Below are 17253 nucleotides of genomic sequence, written 5' to 3' on the forward strand. Positions count from 1 at the left end.
ATCTTTTGCCATGCCTGCCTATCATTTCAAAGCGCTTGACGACCACGGTGTTGTCCAAAAAGGCTTGCTAGAGGGGGATTCTGCGCGGCAAATTCGCCAGCAGTTGCGCGATAAGCAATGGACACCCGTTGAAGTCAACCCGGTCAATGACAGACAGAGTCAGAGCAAAAATCGCTACAAAAAACCGTCTGCATACGAGCTGGCATTGCTGACACGTCAGTTATCTGTATTATTGGCAGCGGGTATTCCACTTGAGGAAACCTTGGCAGCGGTTGCTAAGCAATCCCCAAAGACTCATATCAAATCCTTAATGCTTGCAGTGCGCTCACATGTTTTAGAAGGGCTCAGCTTAGCACGTGCCCTGCAACAAGCTGCTAGCTTTCCACCGTTATACATCGCTACGATTGCCGCAGGCGAAAAATCTGGCCATCTTGATCTTATCCTCAATCAACTAGCAGACTACACCGAAAACCGTTTTGCCCTCCAAAAGAAAATCCAAGGGGCCATGGTCTATCCAATTGTCCTGATGGTAATGGCAATTGCGGTAATTATGGGGCTAATGAGCTTCGTCGTGCCCAAAATTGTTAAAGTCTTTGAACAGTCTGAGCAAGCTCTGCCTTTAATTACTCAAATCGTCCTCACGCTATCGAATATCATTACTCAATGGTGGTGGTTAATATTATTGGTATTTGCAAGTACCGCATTTTTATTCTACCGTTTCGCCCAAACGCAAGCAGGTAAATTAACCATTGATAGCGTGGTGCTTAGACTACCGATACTCGCCAGATTGTCGAAAGGATTAAATGCCGCGCGATTTGCCAGTACCCTTGCGATACTAGTACGCTCAGGAGTGCCACTGATTGAGGCATTACATATCGGTGCTGCGGTCACGACTAATTTGCATATCCAAAAAACCATTATCACTGCGGCTGATAGGGTGACAGAAGGCTCTAGTTTGTCTAGCCAGCTAGAGAAATCTACTTACTTTCCACCAATGATGGTACAGATGATAAAAAGTGGAGAAAACTCAGGCGATCTTGAAAATATGCTCAGCCGTGCCGCCAATATGCAGGAGGCAGAAGCAACCAATTTTATCAGCACCTTATTATCATTACTTGAGCCTTTAATGCTGGTGTTGATGGGCGTAGTAGTTATGATTATTGTAATGGCGGTTATGCTACCTATCGTTAATATGAACGATTTAGCAGGCTAGGTTCAGTCGCTAGCCGATGTTTCATTGTGTCATTCACATACAGACAGCTTCCTATCTCCAAAACCTCTATTTAGTTCTCTTTTACTCTATTCATATCACCTAACTTGCTTGCTAAACCTTGGACTAGCTTTCTTAAGGTTTGCTTACTGTTGTATATTGTTGAACGAACGCTATTTTTGCTATGGCAAACACCAGCGCCGCGCTATAGTAAGCACGGTTTAACAGTCATACATTTAGAGTCTGCTAACATTTAACTTCGGCTGAAATAGCAAACCCAAACTAGGTACAGCGCTGGATAAAAATAAAACCATGGTTTATAGTGACAATAGTTTCAAAGCTCATTGATATATCATTGATGAGAGCCACAATAGAACGCCACTTTTACTATTTACATAACTGTGATGACCAAAGCGATGACTATGACTGACAAATTCCAAGTAAATATGACGCCAAAAAGTGCTATTCAGAATATGCAATCCCATTCAAATATTGTAACTGACCATAAGACCGCTTCTTCAGCTATGCGGCGCAATGCGATAAAAAAGTCTGGTCAAGCAGGATTCACTCTTATCGAGATTATGGTCGTTATTGTGATCCTAGCCATTCTTGCTGGATTAGTGGTACCAAAAGTAGTTGGTCAAAGTGATAAGGCCCGTGTGAAAACAACTGAAACGGCGCTTGCCACTGTCTCAAATGCGTTAGATATGTATAAGGTTGATAATTCGCGCTATCCGACGACCGCTCAAGGGTTAGAGGCGCTTACGACACCGCCAGCTGATGCAAAAAACTATCCTGAAGGTGGGTATATTAAAGGTGGCTATCCGACCGATGGCTGGGAAAATGAGATGCAGTATGTTGCACCAGGTAGTGAAGGGCGACCTTACGATTTATTTTCATTAGGTGCTGATGGTCAACAAGGTGGTGAAGGTCAAGATGCGGATCTTTATGCTCAGTTATAAAGCTTAGTAACAGACGTATAGTGAACAAATTCTGATACTGATATAGCTTTGTAGAATGAAACATTCGTTCATCCATGCACTTTCAACAATTTATAAATATCAACCAATATTCCCTTATTGGTTGATATTTTTTATTAGTAGATAAACTGCCTACTGTTCAATACAAGTTTGATAGCCAGTGCTATAAATATATCTAAGCGCTCAGCAAAACAGTCATCGCAAACTGCAATTAGAGGTAATCATCTATGTCGATTCAACAGTCTAATAAATATTTTTCTAAAAATCTTTATAAATTGGTCCTAACCGTCGCAAGTACTTCATTAGTAACGGTCTTGTCAATGACATCGATCAGTGCACAAGCAGCAGGGTTAAATGACTTATTTAACAATAGCTCCTCGGCAAAATCAAAGTTCTTACCAGTGGATGAAGCCTTTCAGGTGGTCAGTAATACCAAAGCGACTTCCAAAGGCACGCGGCTGTCGATCAGTTTTGAAATTACACCAGGGCATTATGTCTACAAGGATAAGCTTACGCTGATCTTCCCTAAAGGAATAAACGCTACGCCGTTCACTTTTAATCAATCACCAGTATCAATCAATGATCCGACCTTTGGTCAGGTTCCTGTATTTACACAAAGAAGCGTCATTGCAACCACGACACTGACGACCAGTAATGGTAAGGGATCCAAAAACGCGCCTATTATTATTGGTTGGCAAGGGTGTGCAACAGCAGGACTATGCTATCCACCAGAAAAAGTTAAAACCAAGATAGACATTGCTGCGACACGCAGATAAATATCGAGCAGATTGATTAAAATATCGGTAATAATAGGTAGCCATTCATGTCCATCAAGACATCACCAAAGTCCTCATCATTTAGCGTATCTACTCATTCGAAAAAATCCCATATCTTAGCGCTTGCTATCGCTAGTGGCTCATTGCTGACAGGTTTGTCAACGACATCAACGGTACAAGCGGCAGGGTTAGGTGACCTTTTTGGTAGTAGTGAAAGCTCATCGAAGTCAAAGTTTTTGCCAGTAGATCAAGCGTTTCAGGTGAGTACAGATAGCACCCCTGTTAAAGCAGGTACGCGGTTATCTATTAATTTTGATATCACTCCTGAACATTACGTCTATAAAAAGCAAATTAAGCTTACGCTACCCGCTGGCGTTACGGCTGCACCTTTTACCTTTAGCCAGACACCATATTCGATAGATGATCCGACATTTGGCAAAGTACTGGTATTTGATCAAGCAAATATGGTCGCTACCACCACATTGACAAACAATAGTGGCAAGAGTATAGATGGTGCCGCTATCGTCGTTGGCTGGCAGGGCTGTGCAAAAGCAGGACTGTGCTATCCACCTGAAAAGATTAATACGACTGTCGATATTGCAGCTGCATCGACGCAGGTATCAGCAGATAGTGCGAGCTCGACCGATTCAGAGAATAGTGCTACGGCGACACCAGAGGAAGCAAGCTCAACAGCTCTTGATAATACTTTGCCTGATGAGGCGCAAGCACTGACAGACGATGGGGCTATTGATTATGATCTCATTGATGACAGCGCTGTAGAGTATGATTCTTTAGATAGTAATGCAGCGACGAATACGATTTCTGCAGCAAATAGCAGCGTAACAGGCGAGACGGCCAATAGCGAAAACGCATCAAACAATAGTTTTGTTGATAGCGATCCTTTTGGTTTGGCTTCTCACCCTTGGCTGGCATTAGTACTATTATTTTTAGCAGGCTTAGGCTTGGCCTTGACGCCATGTGTGTTACCGATGTTACCTATCGTGGCCAACATTGTAGCCCGCGAACAAAACCCAACGGTCAAACGCGGTGTCATCTTGACCACCAGTTACGCGATTGGGGTAGCGACTGCTTATGGTATTTTGGGCGCTGTCATTGCAGTATTCGGTGAGTCTTTAGGTATTATTGGTTGGCTGCAGAACCCGATCATTCTCATCAGCTTTGCTATCGTTTTTATATTGCTCGCGCTATATATGTTGGGGCTTTTTAGTATACGTTTGCCGCATACAATCAGTCGAAAGATGCAAGGCTTAAGCCAAGCAGGTGACAGTAAGCTTGGTAGTACAGGCGGCAGTTTAATCGCTGGGTTTCTATCAGCACTAGTCGTGTCACCTTGTGTTTCTGCGCCATTATTTGGGGCATTATTAGCGGTCTCTACCATTGGTAGTCCGTTGCTCGGCTTTGCCGCTTTATTCATGCTGGGTTTTGGTTTATCAGCGCCGCTTATCCTAATCGGTGCTACTCAAGGCAAGATTATGCCAAAAGCAGGCGAGTGGATGAATTGGGTTAAGCAAGGCTTTGCTTTACTACTATTTGCTGTGGCACTGCTATTGATTGAGCGCGTCTTTATATCGCCAGTCATGCTTATGGTATGGGCATTATGGTTTATGGTCGTGGCAACATGGGCATGGAGTTGGCTAGGTAAAGGTCGTATGCTGACCCAAGCACTAAGCTTTATCGCTGGTATTTGGGCGGCTTGCCTAATAGTTGGCGCTGCATTGGGCAATGACGATAGCTTACATCCACTAGCGTCATTGGGTGCAGCACCGATGATGGTACAGTCAACGTCTGGTCAACCAGTGAATAGTGATAGCACCACTGATAAAACGATCACGACGCTTGCAGAGCTAGATGCCATTGTCGCAGCCAATCCGAATGTCATTGTCGATCTGACAGCAGAGTGGTGTATTGAGTGCCGGATTATGGATAAGAACCTGTTTCATAATCGTCCAACTCAAATGCAAGATTGGCAGCTAGTGAGGCTCGATATTACAGAGACAAATGAGGACTCAAAAGCCGTGTTGTCTCGTTACCAACTCTTTGGTCCACCAGCGCTACTATATTATATTGATGGTCAGCTAGTAAATCAGCAAGTTGGTGAGATTGGTCGTTCAGAATTTGAGCAAACATTATCGGCGTTGAACAACTAATATCTAACAATCAATACTTAAGAAACCATTGTAATATTTCGAAAATTCTTAAGAATGTTAAGAAGGCCAGTATACTAAGAAAGTATGCTGGCTTTTTTGATGCCATTAAATTCATACTATGGAATGTTTATTAAGTATTTGTTATATAAGTAATTATATTGATATACGCTTATTTTAACTATCGATAAAGCTAGTATCGTGCTTATATTTTCATTACAATAAAGAAACAATGCAGCAGGGGCACTAATTGTCATTTTTTTCGCTCCTAATATCTGCGATTAGCTGATAGTCTCAGTCAATTCTATTTTAGCGATAACGCTAATGGCTATATTAATTACCTCATATACTCTGCTAGCGCTAATGCTAGTTAGATAAAGGACACTTATGTTTGCCCATACCATTACTCAGCGTCACCAGCAGCCGTCTTACCAGAAAGCACATATGCCTCTTCGTATTGCAGTTGCGCTTGCGTTGGGTTTTACCGCGATACAAGTACAAGCTGCTGATGATTCTCAAACCTATAACGAACTGCCAGCACCTGAAGCTGCGTTTGAATATGAGGATCTTGACCTATCACAGAGTCTCGATAACAGTGCGATATCTTCTGACGTGGGTACACAAAGTGGCAAAATAATTAGCAAAGAATTTATTGCCCAGCAAGCCAAGCTGTTTTCTGAATGTACTCAAGTCCAGTCTAGTGCTGCTCGACTCGCTTGTTTTGATAAAGTAGCTGACCAGGGTAAGACGCCAAGCTATACCTCAACTAAACAACCAATTGATTTGGCAAAAACCTTTCAAAGTACGGTCTCAGGTAATCCAAAAGTGGTATTGGCTGAGTCTCAAACGGCGATGAGTGGGACAACAGTTGAAGATGCAGATACCATTTTGATGACCAGTCAGCAAACAGCAGCCAGCAAATTGAAGGCAAATGGCAACGTAGAAGTAGATGCTGAAACGAATAGCGAGGCACAAATTTTAGAAAATATAGGTGTCACTCAAACAGACATCGAAAAATTCTCGCCACTCAGTCTATCTTATGACCTAGATAAAAACAGTGAGCGTGGTACTTGGACGGTCAGACCATATCGACCAACGTATCTGTTGCCATTATTTTATACCTTCGATCCCAATTTAAATCCAAGCACACCATCACAAGAAACAGATCCTTTTGATTCTAATGACATACGTGAGACTGAGTTAAAGTTCCAATTATCCTTAAAAACAAAAGTCGCAGAAGATTTGTTTGATACCAGTGCTGACCTATGGTTTGGCTATACCCAAGAATCACATTGGCAAGTTTATAACGAAGACAACTCGCGTCCATTTCGTGCTACCGATTATCAACCTGAAATATTCTTAACCCAACCTGTGACAGCAGACCTGCCTTTTGGTGGACGTCTGCGTATGTTGGGCGCAGGTGCTGTGCATCACTCGAATGGACAAGATGACCCATTATCACGTTCATGGAATCGTGCTTATCTCATGGCAGGGGCAGAGTGGGGTAAGCTGTCCGTCATACCGCGTCTGTGGGCTCGCGTAAATAATGAAAGTAGTAGTGATGACGATAATCCAGATATCGAAGACTACATGGGCTACGGTGATATCAAATTCTTATATGATTTGCCGGCTGATCAGAGCATTAGCGGTACCTTGCGCTACAATCCAGGTACCAATAAAGGTGCTGCGCAAATCGACTATATCTATCCTATCTCAGAGAACGTTAATGGTATGGTTCAGCTATTCCAAGGATATGGTGAGTCGATCATTGATTATAATCATGAAAATACCTCTATCGGCTTCGGTATCGTACTGAACGATTGGAAAGGGCTTTAATTCAAAACGGACATCATTTTAGGAAAGGCTCTAACATAGGTGGAATTTATTATAAGTTATGACAAATAATAGTTTATGCGCTGCTTAGCGCCTTATCAAACTGGACTGTGGTTGGCAGAGTATATGGATATGCGCTGCCAACTATGCCGTATTTATCGTAGTACACCACAATCTCAACTACTGCACCATCAAACACAATCTAGCCTAGATAATATAACGAATGCGCCGCCTACACGGATAGCCTTAAAGAAACACTCTTTTCTTACTAATATCGTTCATCAAGTAAACAGCCATTTGAGCAGTGGTTTACTTTGTACTCACTGTCACAACGATATTACTTGGTTGCCAAGACCTTTTGAAGTGGATATCGCTCCTAGTATATCTCTATCTATCCAAGCCTCTACTTACTACGAGTATCCAATACGTCAAGCTATCCGAGCATTTAAGCATCAAGAAGATATGACGAAATTGCCATTACTGTTACATGCCATACGTCAATTACCGCGTCCACACGGTTGTCATCGCAATAACAGCGTGATTGTTGCTATGCCAACGACCAGTCAACGATTGGTCAAACGCTGGTTCGATCCTGTCAGTATTCTATCTGCCCAATTGTCTAAACATTGGCAGATACCATTGTGGCATGGGGTGCAGCGTATTGATAACACCATCAGTCAGCAAGGACTGAGCCGTGCTGAACGCTTGAATAATTTGGACAATGCCTTTGCCTTAATCGAAAAGCCAGCCGTCAAGCGTATTATCTTATTCGATGATGTTGCCACCACTGGTGCTAGCCTGCAAGCATTAGGACGTACACTGCACAGCTCATTCGGCGTTGCACCGCTTGATCAGCATCAACCCTCCCATGGATATCATCTTTTTGCCTATGCATTAGCGCACGGTAACCAGTGATAGATTATCACTAATCTATTGGTGTCTACTATTATGTTGCTAATGTGTTACCTTACCGCTATATTATGAATAAAATGTAGATAAATTTGTTATTTCTCTGTACTTTTCGACATAATCGTTACTACGACACTGTTTATCAAGTCAAATGGAATAAAAATTGCAATACAGTATTGTATAGAAGTCTTATAGATAATCAAAAAATGAGGCGAGATATACTAGCTTCATTACTATAAAAATTAGGTATGTATTGCCCTTAAGAAATTAGAGCTGCACACAGCCATAAATAGGATTTGATGTGAACGCATCTAAAAATAATCTACCATCTAAACTACAAATGAGCAGCTCAGGATTTACCCTGATAGAGCTGATGGTAACGATTGCCGTGTTTGCCATTATTGTAGGTTTGGCTGCGCCTAGTATTAGTACACAGCTGGCCAATCAACGAGTCAAATCAACAACAGCCACGCTGGCTAATGCCTTAAAAGAGGCGAGAGTTGAGAGTGTCATTCGCCGTCAAAATATTACTTTGAGCTACAACAATGCTAGTACACCCAAAGTAATCACCATTACGGCTCCTAGCTCTACTGCTATCTCAAGTTATAGCTATAACAGCAGCAGCACTATCAAACCAGATACAGCGACGACAACCGTTTTTGAGCCCAGTAAGCGTGTCACCACAGCACGTACTTATACCATTTGTGATAGCAATGACGCTGCTAGCCCTCAACAGATTGAAGTAAATGCACTGGCTAATATCTCAATAAGGTCTGGGGGGAGTTGCTAATGAATATCAAAAGTTCCCAGCGAGGCGTTGGACTGGTAGAGGTATTGGTTGCTGTCCTTCTGCTGTCAGTTGCCGTTTTGGGATTTAGTGCCTTGCAACTACGGGCAATCAGCGCAACAGATGAAAGTCTTGTACGCACACAGGCGATGAGTGTCATACGAGGGTTATCAGAAAACATGCGATCTAACTCTTTGCAGTTAGATACTTATGAAGACGCGGTCAATGATCCTGTAACGACCGAGCCCACCATTGGTGTTGGCAGCTGCTTATCTTTGGCAGACAGCTGTACCGATGTGCAAATCGCAGCCAAAGAAGCCAAGATAGCAGTGAACAAGCTAAAGGGTTATGGTATAGAAGCCAAGATGGTTATCTGTCCAGGCACAGCAACGGTTAGTTTTTCTGAAGTAAAATGTATTATTGCTGCGTGGGGAGATACCAAGCCTCTACTGAGTAACAGTGATGACAAGGCATGCGCTACAGAGAGTGGTATATATAAAAGTGGTAGCACCTGTAGCATAATTGAGGCTTATTGATTATGAGTAATAACTCACCAGCTAACCAAAGCAGTAGTATCGCTCAGCAAGGGTTTACGCTCATTGAGCTTATGATATCGCTGGTATTAGGCTTGCTAATATCTGCAGCTGTCATACAGGTTTTTATCACTAGTCAGCGTGTCGATCGTATTCAAACGGCAGGCTCAGACATACAAGACAAAGCGGTATTTGGCTTACAAGCGATTGAGCCTCAAATTAGGCTTGCCAATTTGGGTAATGCTGGTATCGCGATCAATGATACCACGGCATTAGGCGGTGTAGTGCTCACAACCAGTAAAGATGCCAATGCTACTGTTAACCTAATCACCAAAGATGACTTGGGGGTAAGTTATTTAACCCGTAGTGAAGACATGGATGCAAGTGGTAGCGGTGATGATAAATGGAACGGCACTTTATCCAATACGGACGTGAAAAGTGATCAGTTAACAATTCAATATATCAATAGAACTGGACGCCCATTATTTGACTGTGAGGGCGCAGAGATTCCAGTAGATGCGCGAGTCATCAGCCGTTATTTTGTGACAGAGGGCAGTGCGGTACCGACAGGCAGTGCCAGAAAAAACCTAAACCTCAATTGTGATGCTGGACGTATAGCAAGTGATGGCACTGTCTCAGGCTTCACCGATGCAGGGCAGACCATCATCGAAAACATAGACCAGTTCAATATTCGCTTAGGCATACAGCGCTCATTAGTGGTAGGTGGTGTAACGACAGCGCAGTATGCAGATATGACGGTTAAAGACTATATGGCTTTAGGTGCTGGCAAGCCACCTATTACCAATATAAAGCTGGCCATTCTCGCTCGTAGTACTGCAAATAGTCCTGAAACTAGTACTGAAACCTTTGGTATATTAGGCAATACACAAACACTAAAAGCACAAACTAACGCACCAAAATATCTACGCCGTGTCTATGAGTCTAATATTTTATTACGTAATGCTCGCGTTATGCGTGTGATTGACAATGCTACAGGTACAGGTACAGGTACAGGTACAGGTACAGGCACAGGCGGATAACAGTAACGATGAATACCAAGCGTTCAGTTTCATCAAGTGGCTAAGGCGCATCAGTTAATGTTTGATTTATCGATATCATTAAATACCATATACTCGTTATAGCTACCTAAATAAAGGCAGTAATCAATTATGAAAACGAATCACTCATACCCCACAGGGTTATCTCATCAGCATGGCGCTGTCTTGATTGTAGTGCTACTGTTTTTGGTATTGATTATGCTTGTGGGTGTCATTGCAGTACGCAACAGTAGCACTGACTTAAAGCTTGCGACCAGCGATCAGATAAACACCATCTTGCTGCAATCTTCTGACAGTGTAAATAACAAGATTGAAGTCACGGTAAATGGACCTCCTAGCGGTGATGAGCACATAAAAATCATGGGTTTTACGGGCATTTTTGGGCATTATATTCTTAATGATGGTGCCAATAATGATGTTATTGATTTCTGCTACCGTCCGCGCTCAGCATTTTTTAATGTCGATAATTCTGTGATACGCCGTGGTTCGGGTAAGTTGTTATCGAATAATGAGGGCTACTGTAATCCAGAGAACGCAGGTGACTATACCAGCGCGCGTAATACCACGATGACGCAAGTCATGATAAAAGACGTCAGCAGTACAGCAAACTCTGAAGCATTTGAACATATGGATTTAGGCTCAGATTCAGATGCCAAAACATCAAAAATGCATACCTTTGAGATGTTCTCGACGTCAGTTCTTCCTGCTTATGGTAATGCAGATACTACCAAGATTTATGATTGTTTTGCCAAAGATGCTTCGATAGATAGTGGTGGTGTGACAGAGTGTATGACTAACAACAACATACCCAATAAGATGGTGGTAGAGCAAGTCGACGTAGTTAATACAAAGAGCAGTGAGTACTGCACCTATTTTGGCAAGAGTAATGGCACAGGCAGTGCTAGCTCATTATGTAATGATATCTAATAGCAAAGACTCACAAATACTGCGATGAGTCAGAAGATGTTTATTTAAAGGCAACAATATAACTTCGTTTTATTATTGCTTTATACCAAATATACAATTAATTTTTATATTATATTTGCATTACCCTATATATCATCGCGTCTATCTTAGCCGTGCTCAGGAGATAACCTTATGAAACTCAAACGCCTCAATCGTTATCATGCATCAGCAGTGACGGCTGCCCAACCTAATCCTCAGCAGGTGCGTAACTCATGGTGGCGCATCTCTAGCTTAAGTGCTGCGGTACTGGGTATGATGTGTATGACGATGTCTCAAGCAGCGGTCAATCAAGATGGGTCTACTAGCCGTATTGGTGATTTAAGTATTTATCAACCTGCAGCAAATGCTAAGACTAATTTAATGATGATGATCGATACCTCAGGTTCGATGGGTCTAAGCTCACTAGTCATACCAAAAATAAATCCTTATGGTAGCCCTGGTGATGTCACTGTATCATTATGTAAGTTAGAGAGCAGTAGAGAAATTAGTGGTAATAGTACTACACCCAATGATGTCATAAGCGTATCTGCTTATGACGCACCTTCCCAGGCTAAGACTGTAACTATTAATGGTCAGACAATTACCTACTATATGCGTGGTTGCTATAATAAAACGGCTGAAGGCCAATATATCAAAAACACAGGTAAGCCGAATCAACAAATTGGGGTAGCCAAAGGAGATGCAGATATTATCTATGATCGGTTGTCGCGACTCAAGGATGCTATGATTCCATTACTAGCTGATACCACTAGCGATAACAGAATTAAAGATGATATTGTGATGGGTCTAGGCCATTTTTCTTCTAGAACCCCATACAAAGTTGGTGCTTCTCAAAACAATCTCGTGGATAGCCATTCAGGTACTATATTAGTGGCAGCTAAAGAGTTAAATGCCGTGCAACGATATAAGCTAGCATCGAAACTGGCTGAGTTCAAATCTGTTGATCCAATCACTAATGAAAATGGTTCTAATAATAGCCAACGTTATATCTCAAGTTGGAACCAACCTGACGAATACAAGGCTTCCGGTGGTACACCAACAGCTCAGGCTTATGCTGAAGCAGGGGCCGCTATGCTTGGTACAACAACTGGTAGCGTTCAATCCTATCTATCATTTGGTAACACTGCAGACCTCGTTTATGACGGCTATGCAATTATGCGAGATATTAATAATAGACAAACCTATTGGATATGTACCAATCAAAGTACTGGATCAACTACTCACGCGCTTGGTAGGACGAATAACGTAGTTCAGTGTTCTAATGCATGGCAAGGAGGTACGGTAAATGGTGGGTATATTTCATATAAGGATAAAGATAATAACTCTTTAACAAGCTCTCAAATACTTAATATAGCAGGGTATTGGGGATTTATGCATAACCTTCCCGTGGGATATCGAATGGGTGGTTGGCAAAAAGTAGCATATGAACCACTAGATATTGAACCTGTTACAGGAAAAGTCTGGGGACAGCCCGAAGGAGCGAGTAATCAAGGAACAGGTAAAGGCTTATTTGTGTATCGTACCAGTCCATTTTCAATGAAAACTAATGGGAGTATTAATTTAAAAGGTGGTTTTGATTATTCTGTTGCCGACTCTAAAAATGGTAGTAATTATAAACGAATCGCAACAACTGGACAGTGTGATGGAAACGGAATTTTCTTCTTAACTGATGGCGCACCTAACTCTACTAAACCTGAGATGGCTAGTGCCATCATGAATTCATCATTAGGCAATAATGGTAATCTGACAACCACACCGCCAGCTAATGGATTGGTATCTCCAGCGTTACAATCGAACCTGTTTGCTGGCGAAAATGGTGGTTGGGAATATATTGGTGAATATGCCAAAAGACTAAATAATAAGACTAAAAACCCTGCAAGCGCAATTGTAAAAACAGCAGTCGCAGGATTTGGCTCATCATTTGCTGGTATTCCTAAAAATGTAGATGGTACTTATAATTGTAATGCAGCTCCCAATGATGATGCTAAAAATGCTTGCTTATGGGGAGGTGAAGGCTATGGTGATGGTGGCTTTTTCTATACAAATAGCTCGGATGATATTTCTCATAGCGTAAAAACCTTTATTGCTGATCTAGAAAAAACTATTAATACTACGCCTGCGGGTACAATTAGCGTTCCAGAAGACCCTTATCAAACCGGCACCACTTTACCTTATGCCTATCTGCCGATGCTTGAGCCAAAAGTTGGTGATACGCTAATGGTATGGCCAGGTAACCTCAAAAAATATGAAACCAAAAACGGTACCTTATACGGCAAAAATGGCCGCTTGTATGCTGATAATAGCGGTGCATTGAGAGATGCGACAGCTGATATATGGCAGCAGACCTCAGTGCCTGGGCTAGCCAACTCAGCCATCAACAGTGGTGGGTTTTATGCCAAGTTGATAGCCCCAGATCTTAGCTCGCCTGCTAGTACACGTAATGTATTTTTTGAAAATTATAATGACTTAGGTTCTGTCAAAATTGCTGATGGTGTTGTGAAGGTGGGCGTTGGAGACGATGGGGTGCCAACTGGTTTTCCACAGATTAACGATGCTGTTTATAACTCTGGAGGCTTTAGCCTTCTGCAATCAAAACGTATCATGCTAAATTTTTTGGGCTACAACGTCGATTATTTGTTTGACTATAGAGATAGTGACGGTACGGTTACCTATATAGACGAGATGAAAATGCAAAACCACCTTCCAACTGACACTATTCGTCAAGTAGGCGGTATTATTCATTCAAAGCCCACCTTGGTTTCTTATGGTGCCGAAGTCGATGAGATGGGTAAAGTAACGGCTGATAACCGTGATGATTACCTGTTATTTGGCTCTATGGATGGCGCGCTGCACATGGTAGATGCAGATACTGGTGAAGAGAAGTGGGCACTCGTACTGCAGGAGATGTTCCGCAAGCAGCCAAAAGCGTTAATCAAAGGGGCTGAAGGCACTTTAAGCTTTGGCGTTGATGCCCCTTGGCTTGTGAGTGCAAAGTATCGCTATCAAGCGACTGGGACAGGCGATAGCAAGAGTCGCAAAGTCGAGCTGTATAAGCCAACAGGTGCTGACTTGGATAGTGCAACCAATACCAGTAACTTTTTGCCGATGTCTGCTTATGGTGGCTTTCGCATGGGCGGTGACGGTCTATACGCTCTAGATTTGGCTGATAAAGATAAACCAAAAGTATTGTTCAGTATTACCCCAGACGTCGATAGCCCTGATACTGCGCGATTGCATCAAAATAAATCTGGCGTACAAACCAATGTGGCCAATACAGCCAGTAAGAGTTATGCCAATGTCGGACAAATATGGAATCAGGTAACCACCGCTCGTCTAAATGAAGGGGCAAGTGACACCAAATTTAAAGATGTCATCATATTTGGTGGTGGTTATGACATGAAATATGAAGACCCAGAGTATGTGCCAACTAAAGCCGCTAAAGCCAAAGGCAGCTCTATCTATATCACAGATGCCAAGACTGGCGAACAGTTATGGGCATGGGAGAGCGATCAATACCATAGTATCGTCGCTGGTGTCACACCGCTCGATCGTAACAATGATGGTTTGTTCGATCACCTATATTTCGCTGATTTAGGTGGCAACGTCTTCCGCGCTGACTTTATCAACGAAAAAGACAAGGCGTTTAAAGAAGTACGCGTGGTAAGAGTCTTAGATGCATCAAGTAAGGTACGTGGCAATACCACAAAAGGTCTGTCTTATCGCTTCTATAACCGTCCAGTAGTCAGCTTCTACAAAGACAATCAAAACAAAATATTTGCTCTAGTCAATGTCGCATCAGGCGATCGTAGCTCGCCACTATCTGAGCGCCGCGATACTCAAGCAATTGCCAATCGCTTGTATGGCATTATGGATACAGATGTCACTCATGCAGACATACTAAACCTCGGCGATGATGGCAAAGCGAATGCAACACTCGCGTTAAACGATTTGAATGAAGACAATCTAGAACAGCTCGGTGGCGCCAAGCTTACCACTGCTAGCACCGATGCAAATATGATTGGCAAATATTGCAGACCAGAAAAAGACACAGCAGGTAACGACAAGACTGACGCAAGCGGCGCCTTTGTTTACTCTACTCTTTGTAAGCAAAAGCTGGGTCTAGCGAGCAACATGATGCTCAGTACAGGCAGTAATAAAAAACACGGTTGGTACTACCCACTCACACGCTTTGCTGGTTTTGAGAATGTCCCAGATGTCAAAGCGATGGGAGATTATCGTGTCATCAACAATTATCTGTACATGTCTGCCTATGACCCTAATATGTCCTACGGCGAAGACAACACCTGTAATGCACAGACACTAGGTGGCTCAGAGTATCAGCTGTATTGCCTACCATATGGCATCTGTATGAACGATACTTCTACAACAGGTACTGGTGGCTTTACTCCAGCAGGTAAAGGTATCCAGGAGCTTAGTCTTGGAGCCGTTAATAAAGACAATCTAAATGCGACAGTATTGCTCGGTAACCGAACGCTTGATGAGCGCGCACTAGATGCCGCGCGAGTAGGGTATGGAGCAGATACCAATAAAGGTACTAGCCCTAGCGGTAGTGGGGATGGCGATAACAACCCAGCAAATGATCCAAAGCAAGCTTATGGTGATGGCTCTATGCCTGATCTGGTCAATACAGAACGCTTCGTCCTAAAGCCAACACAATGGTATGAGGGTAAATAATGCATATCAAGGGTAGCAATATAGTCCGTCGCGGTAGTCAAGGCTTTACTCTCATAGAGCTAATGGTGGTCGTGATGATTATCGCTGTACTGGCGGCTATTGCCATTCCTAGCTATCGGCAATACGTGGTCAAAAATGCTGAACGTGATGTGCAGGCAAAGATGCTGCAGCTGCAGATACAATTGGAACGTTGGCGCTCATCCGCATTGACTTATAAGGGTTTTAGACCGCAAGTCATCAACAGTGCCAATAACGAAGCAAGCTACGGTTATGATGCTAGCAACACGATTATCTATGTGCCACAAGGTAGTAATGCCACTAGTCATCGCTATCAAATTACTTTAGTCGATGGTGCTACTCCTACTCAGTCTTTAGTAACCACTGGTACAGCGATCGATAATGCAACGGGTAGAACGTGGAAGATGCTGGCCACACCGAATGGCGCAGGTATATTTAAAAACGCAAACAATATGCTAATGACCAGTACAGGCGTACGCTGTCAAAATACCACTAGTATCACCATTACCGCAACTACCTGCGGCACAGGTCAGGAGGAGTGGTAATGGTAATACATCACTATAAGCACAACAGAGTTTCTAAAGATCAGCGCGGTTTTACCTTAATAGAAATGATGATCGTAGTCGCTATTATCGGTATATTAGCTGCCATCGCCTATCCTAGCTATCAAAGTTATGTCATCAAAACCAAGCGCGCTGATATGATGACTGAAATGCAAAACATTGCCTCAACTATAGAAAGCCGCAAGCTAGCACAAGGCAGCTATAGCAACGCTCTAAGAACAGGGCTTACTGGTAATTATCCTCAGCAAGGCACTGCGCTTTATAACGTCACTGTTGAAACAATAGTTGCACCAGTTTCGCCGCCACCAGATCCACTACCTCCGCTAGGTCCTCTTACGTCCAAATGGATCATTACCGCAACGCCGATAACAGGGACTCAGATGGCCAATGACGGCAGAATGACACTCAATTATGTTGGCGTAAAGTGTCGAGTGATTAAAACAGTTAATACTTGCGGTACAGATGGCGAATGGAATAAATGATAAAGCTTACAAATTTTGTAGAGAAGTGACAAAAATTGTCAGATGCGTTTACTTTTCACTACTGAAATACATTCAAATTGACAATTTTCAGTAGTTTAGTAGCAACATTAGTAATGGTATGTAAGGATAACAAGACAATAAATGTCTAAGTGATGCTAGAACTAGGAGTTATAGCCTTGTTTTAGCTATAAAAACAATAATAGTGATGTTTTGGCATGTTACCTGCAATAGTTATAGTAAGAAAGAAACTTATTATATCCCTAAAGATAAAGCATGCT

General features: G+C 42.6%; 13 protein-coding genes. All 13 read left to right on the forward strand.

Going from position 1 to position 17253, the window contains the following annotated elements; all coding sequences use genetic code 11:
* Positions 1-10: 10 nt before the first annotated feature.
* The 13 genes from gspF to ACS8FA_RS16650 all read left to right on the forward strand — a co-directional run bounded on the left by gspF (position 11) and on the right by ACS8FA_RS16650 (position 16975).
* Positions 11-1213: a type II secretion system inner membrane protein GspF gene (gene gspF / locus ACS8FA_RS16590; protein WP_439264182.1), complete on the forward strand. Its 1203-nt coding sequence runs from the start codon at positions 11-13 to the stop codon at positions 1211-1213.
* A 521-nt stretch (positions 1214-1734) separates the two neighbouring features.
* Positions 1735-2172, forward strand: coding sequence for a type II secretion system major pseudopilin GspG (gspG, locus tag ACS8FA_RS16595; RefSeq protein WP_439264298.1), 438 nt, complete (start codon positions 1735-1737; stop codon positions 2170-2172).
* 338 nt (positions 2173-2510) lie between these two features.
* Positions 2511-2966 (forward strand): protein-disulfide reductase DsbD domain-containing protein, encoded by a 456-nt coding sequence (locus ACS8FA_RS16600; RefSeq protein ID WP_439264184.1) that lies wholly within the window; start codon positions 2511-2513, stop codon positions 2964-2966.
* 47 nt (positions 2967-3013) lie between these two features.
* Positions 3014-5134, forward strand: coding sequence for a protein-disulfide reductase DsbD (locus tag ACS8FA_RS16605; RefSeq protein ID WP_439264185.1), 2121 nt, complete (start codon positions 3014-3016; stop codon positions 5132-5134).
* A gap of 384 nt (positions 5135-5518) precedes the next feature.
* Entirely contained in the window at positions 5519-6967 is a 1449-nt protein-coding gene (locus ACS8FA_RS16610) for a phospholipase A (RefSeq protein WP_439264187.1), read from the forward strand.
* 75 nt (positions 6968-7042) lie between these two features.
* Positions 7043-7879 (forward strand): ComF family protein, encoded by an 837-nt coding sequence (locus ACS8FA_RS16615; protein ID WP_439264189.1) that lies wholly within the window; start codon positions 7043-7045, stop codon positions 7877-7879.
* A 295-nt stretch (positions 7880-8174) separates the two neighbouring features.
* Complete coding sequence (locus ACS8FA_RS16620; RefSeq protein ID WP_439264191.1) at positions 8175-8663, forward strand: pilus assembly FimT family protein; 489 nt, start codon at positions 8175-8177, stop codon at positions 8661-8663.
* Positions 8663-9196 carry a type IV pilus modification protein PilV gene (pilV, locus tag ACS8FA_RS16625; protein WP_439264193.1) on the forward strand — a complete coding sequence of 178 codons (534 nt, stop codon included), beginning with the start codon at positions 8663-8665 and terminating at the stop codon, positions 9194-9196. The genes ACS8FA_RS16620 and pilV overlap by 1 nt, the downstream gene beginning before the upstream one ends.
* 2 nt (positions 9197-9198) lie before the next feature.
* Positions 9199-10233 carry a PilW family protein gene (locus ACS8FA_RS16630; RefSeq protein WP_439264195.1) on the forward strand — a complete coding sequence of 345 codons (1035 nt, stop codon included), beginning with the start codon at positions 9199-9201 and terminating at the stop codon, positions 10231-10233.
* A 129-nt stretch (positions 10234-10362) separates the two neighbouring features.
* Positions 10363-11178: a PilX N-terminal domain-containing pilus assembly protein gene (locus tag ACS8FA_RS16635; protein ID WP_439264197.1), complete on the forward strand. Its 816-nt coding sequence runs from the start codon at positions 10363-10365 to the stop codon at positions 11176-11178.
* 171 nt (positions 11179-11349) lie between these two features.
* Positions 11350-15912 (forward strand): pilus assembly protein, encoded by a 4563-nt coding sequence (locus tag ACS8FA_RS16640; RefSeq protein ID WP_439264199.1) that lies wholly within the window; start codon positions 11350-11352, stop codon positions 15910-15912.
* Positions 15912-16475 carry a type IV pilin protein gene (locus ACS8FA_RS16645; RefSeq protein ID WP_439264201.1) on the forward strand — a complete coding sequence of 188 codons (564 nt, stop codon included), beginning with the start codon at positions 15912-15914 and terminating at the stop codon, positions 16473-16475. Before ACS8FA_RS16640 ends, ACS8FA_RS16645 begins: the two co-directional genes overlap by 1 nt.
* Positions 16475-16975, forward strand: coding sequence for a type IV pilin protein (locus ACS8FA_RS16650; protein WP_439264202.1), 501 nt, complete (start codon positions 16475-16477; stop codon positions 16973-16975). Before ACS8FA_RS16645 ends, ACS8FA_RS16650 begins: the two co-directional genes overlap by 1 nt.
* Positions 16976-17253 lie beyond the last annotated feature (278 nt).

The organism is Psychrobacter sp. 1Y1 (assembly GCF_051847395.2).
Lineage (GTDB): Bacteria > Pseudomonadota > Gammaproteobacteria > Pseudomonadales > Moraxellaceae > Psychrobacter.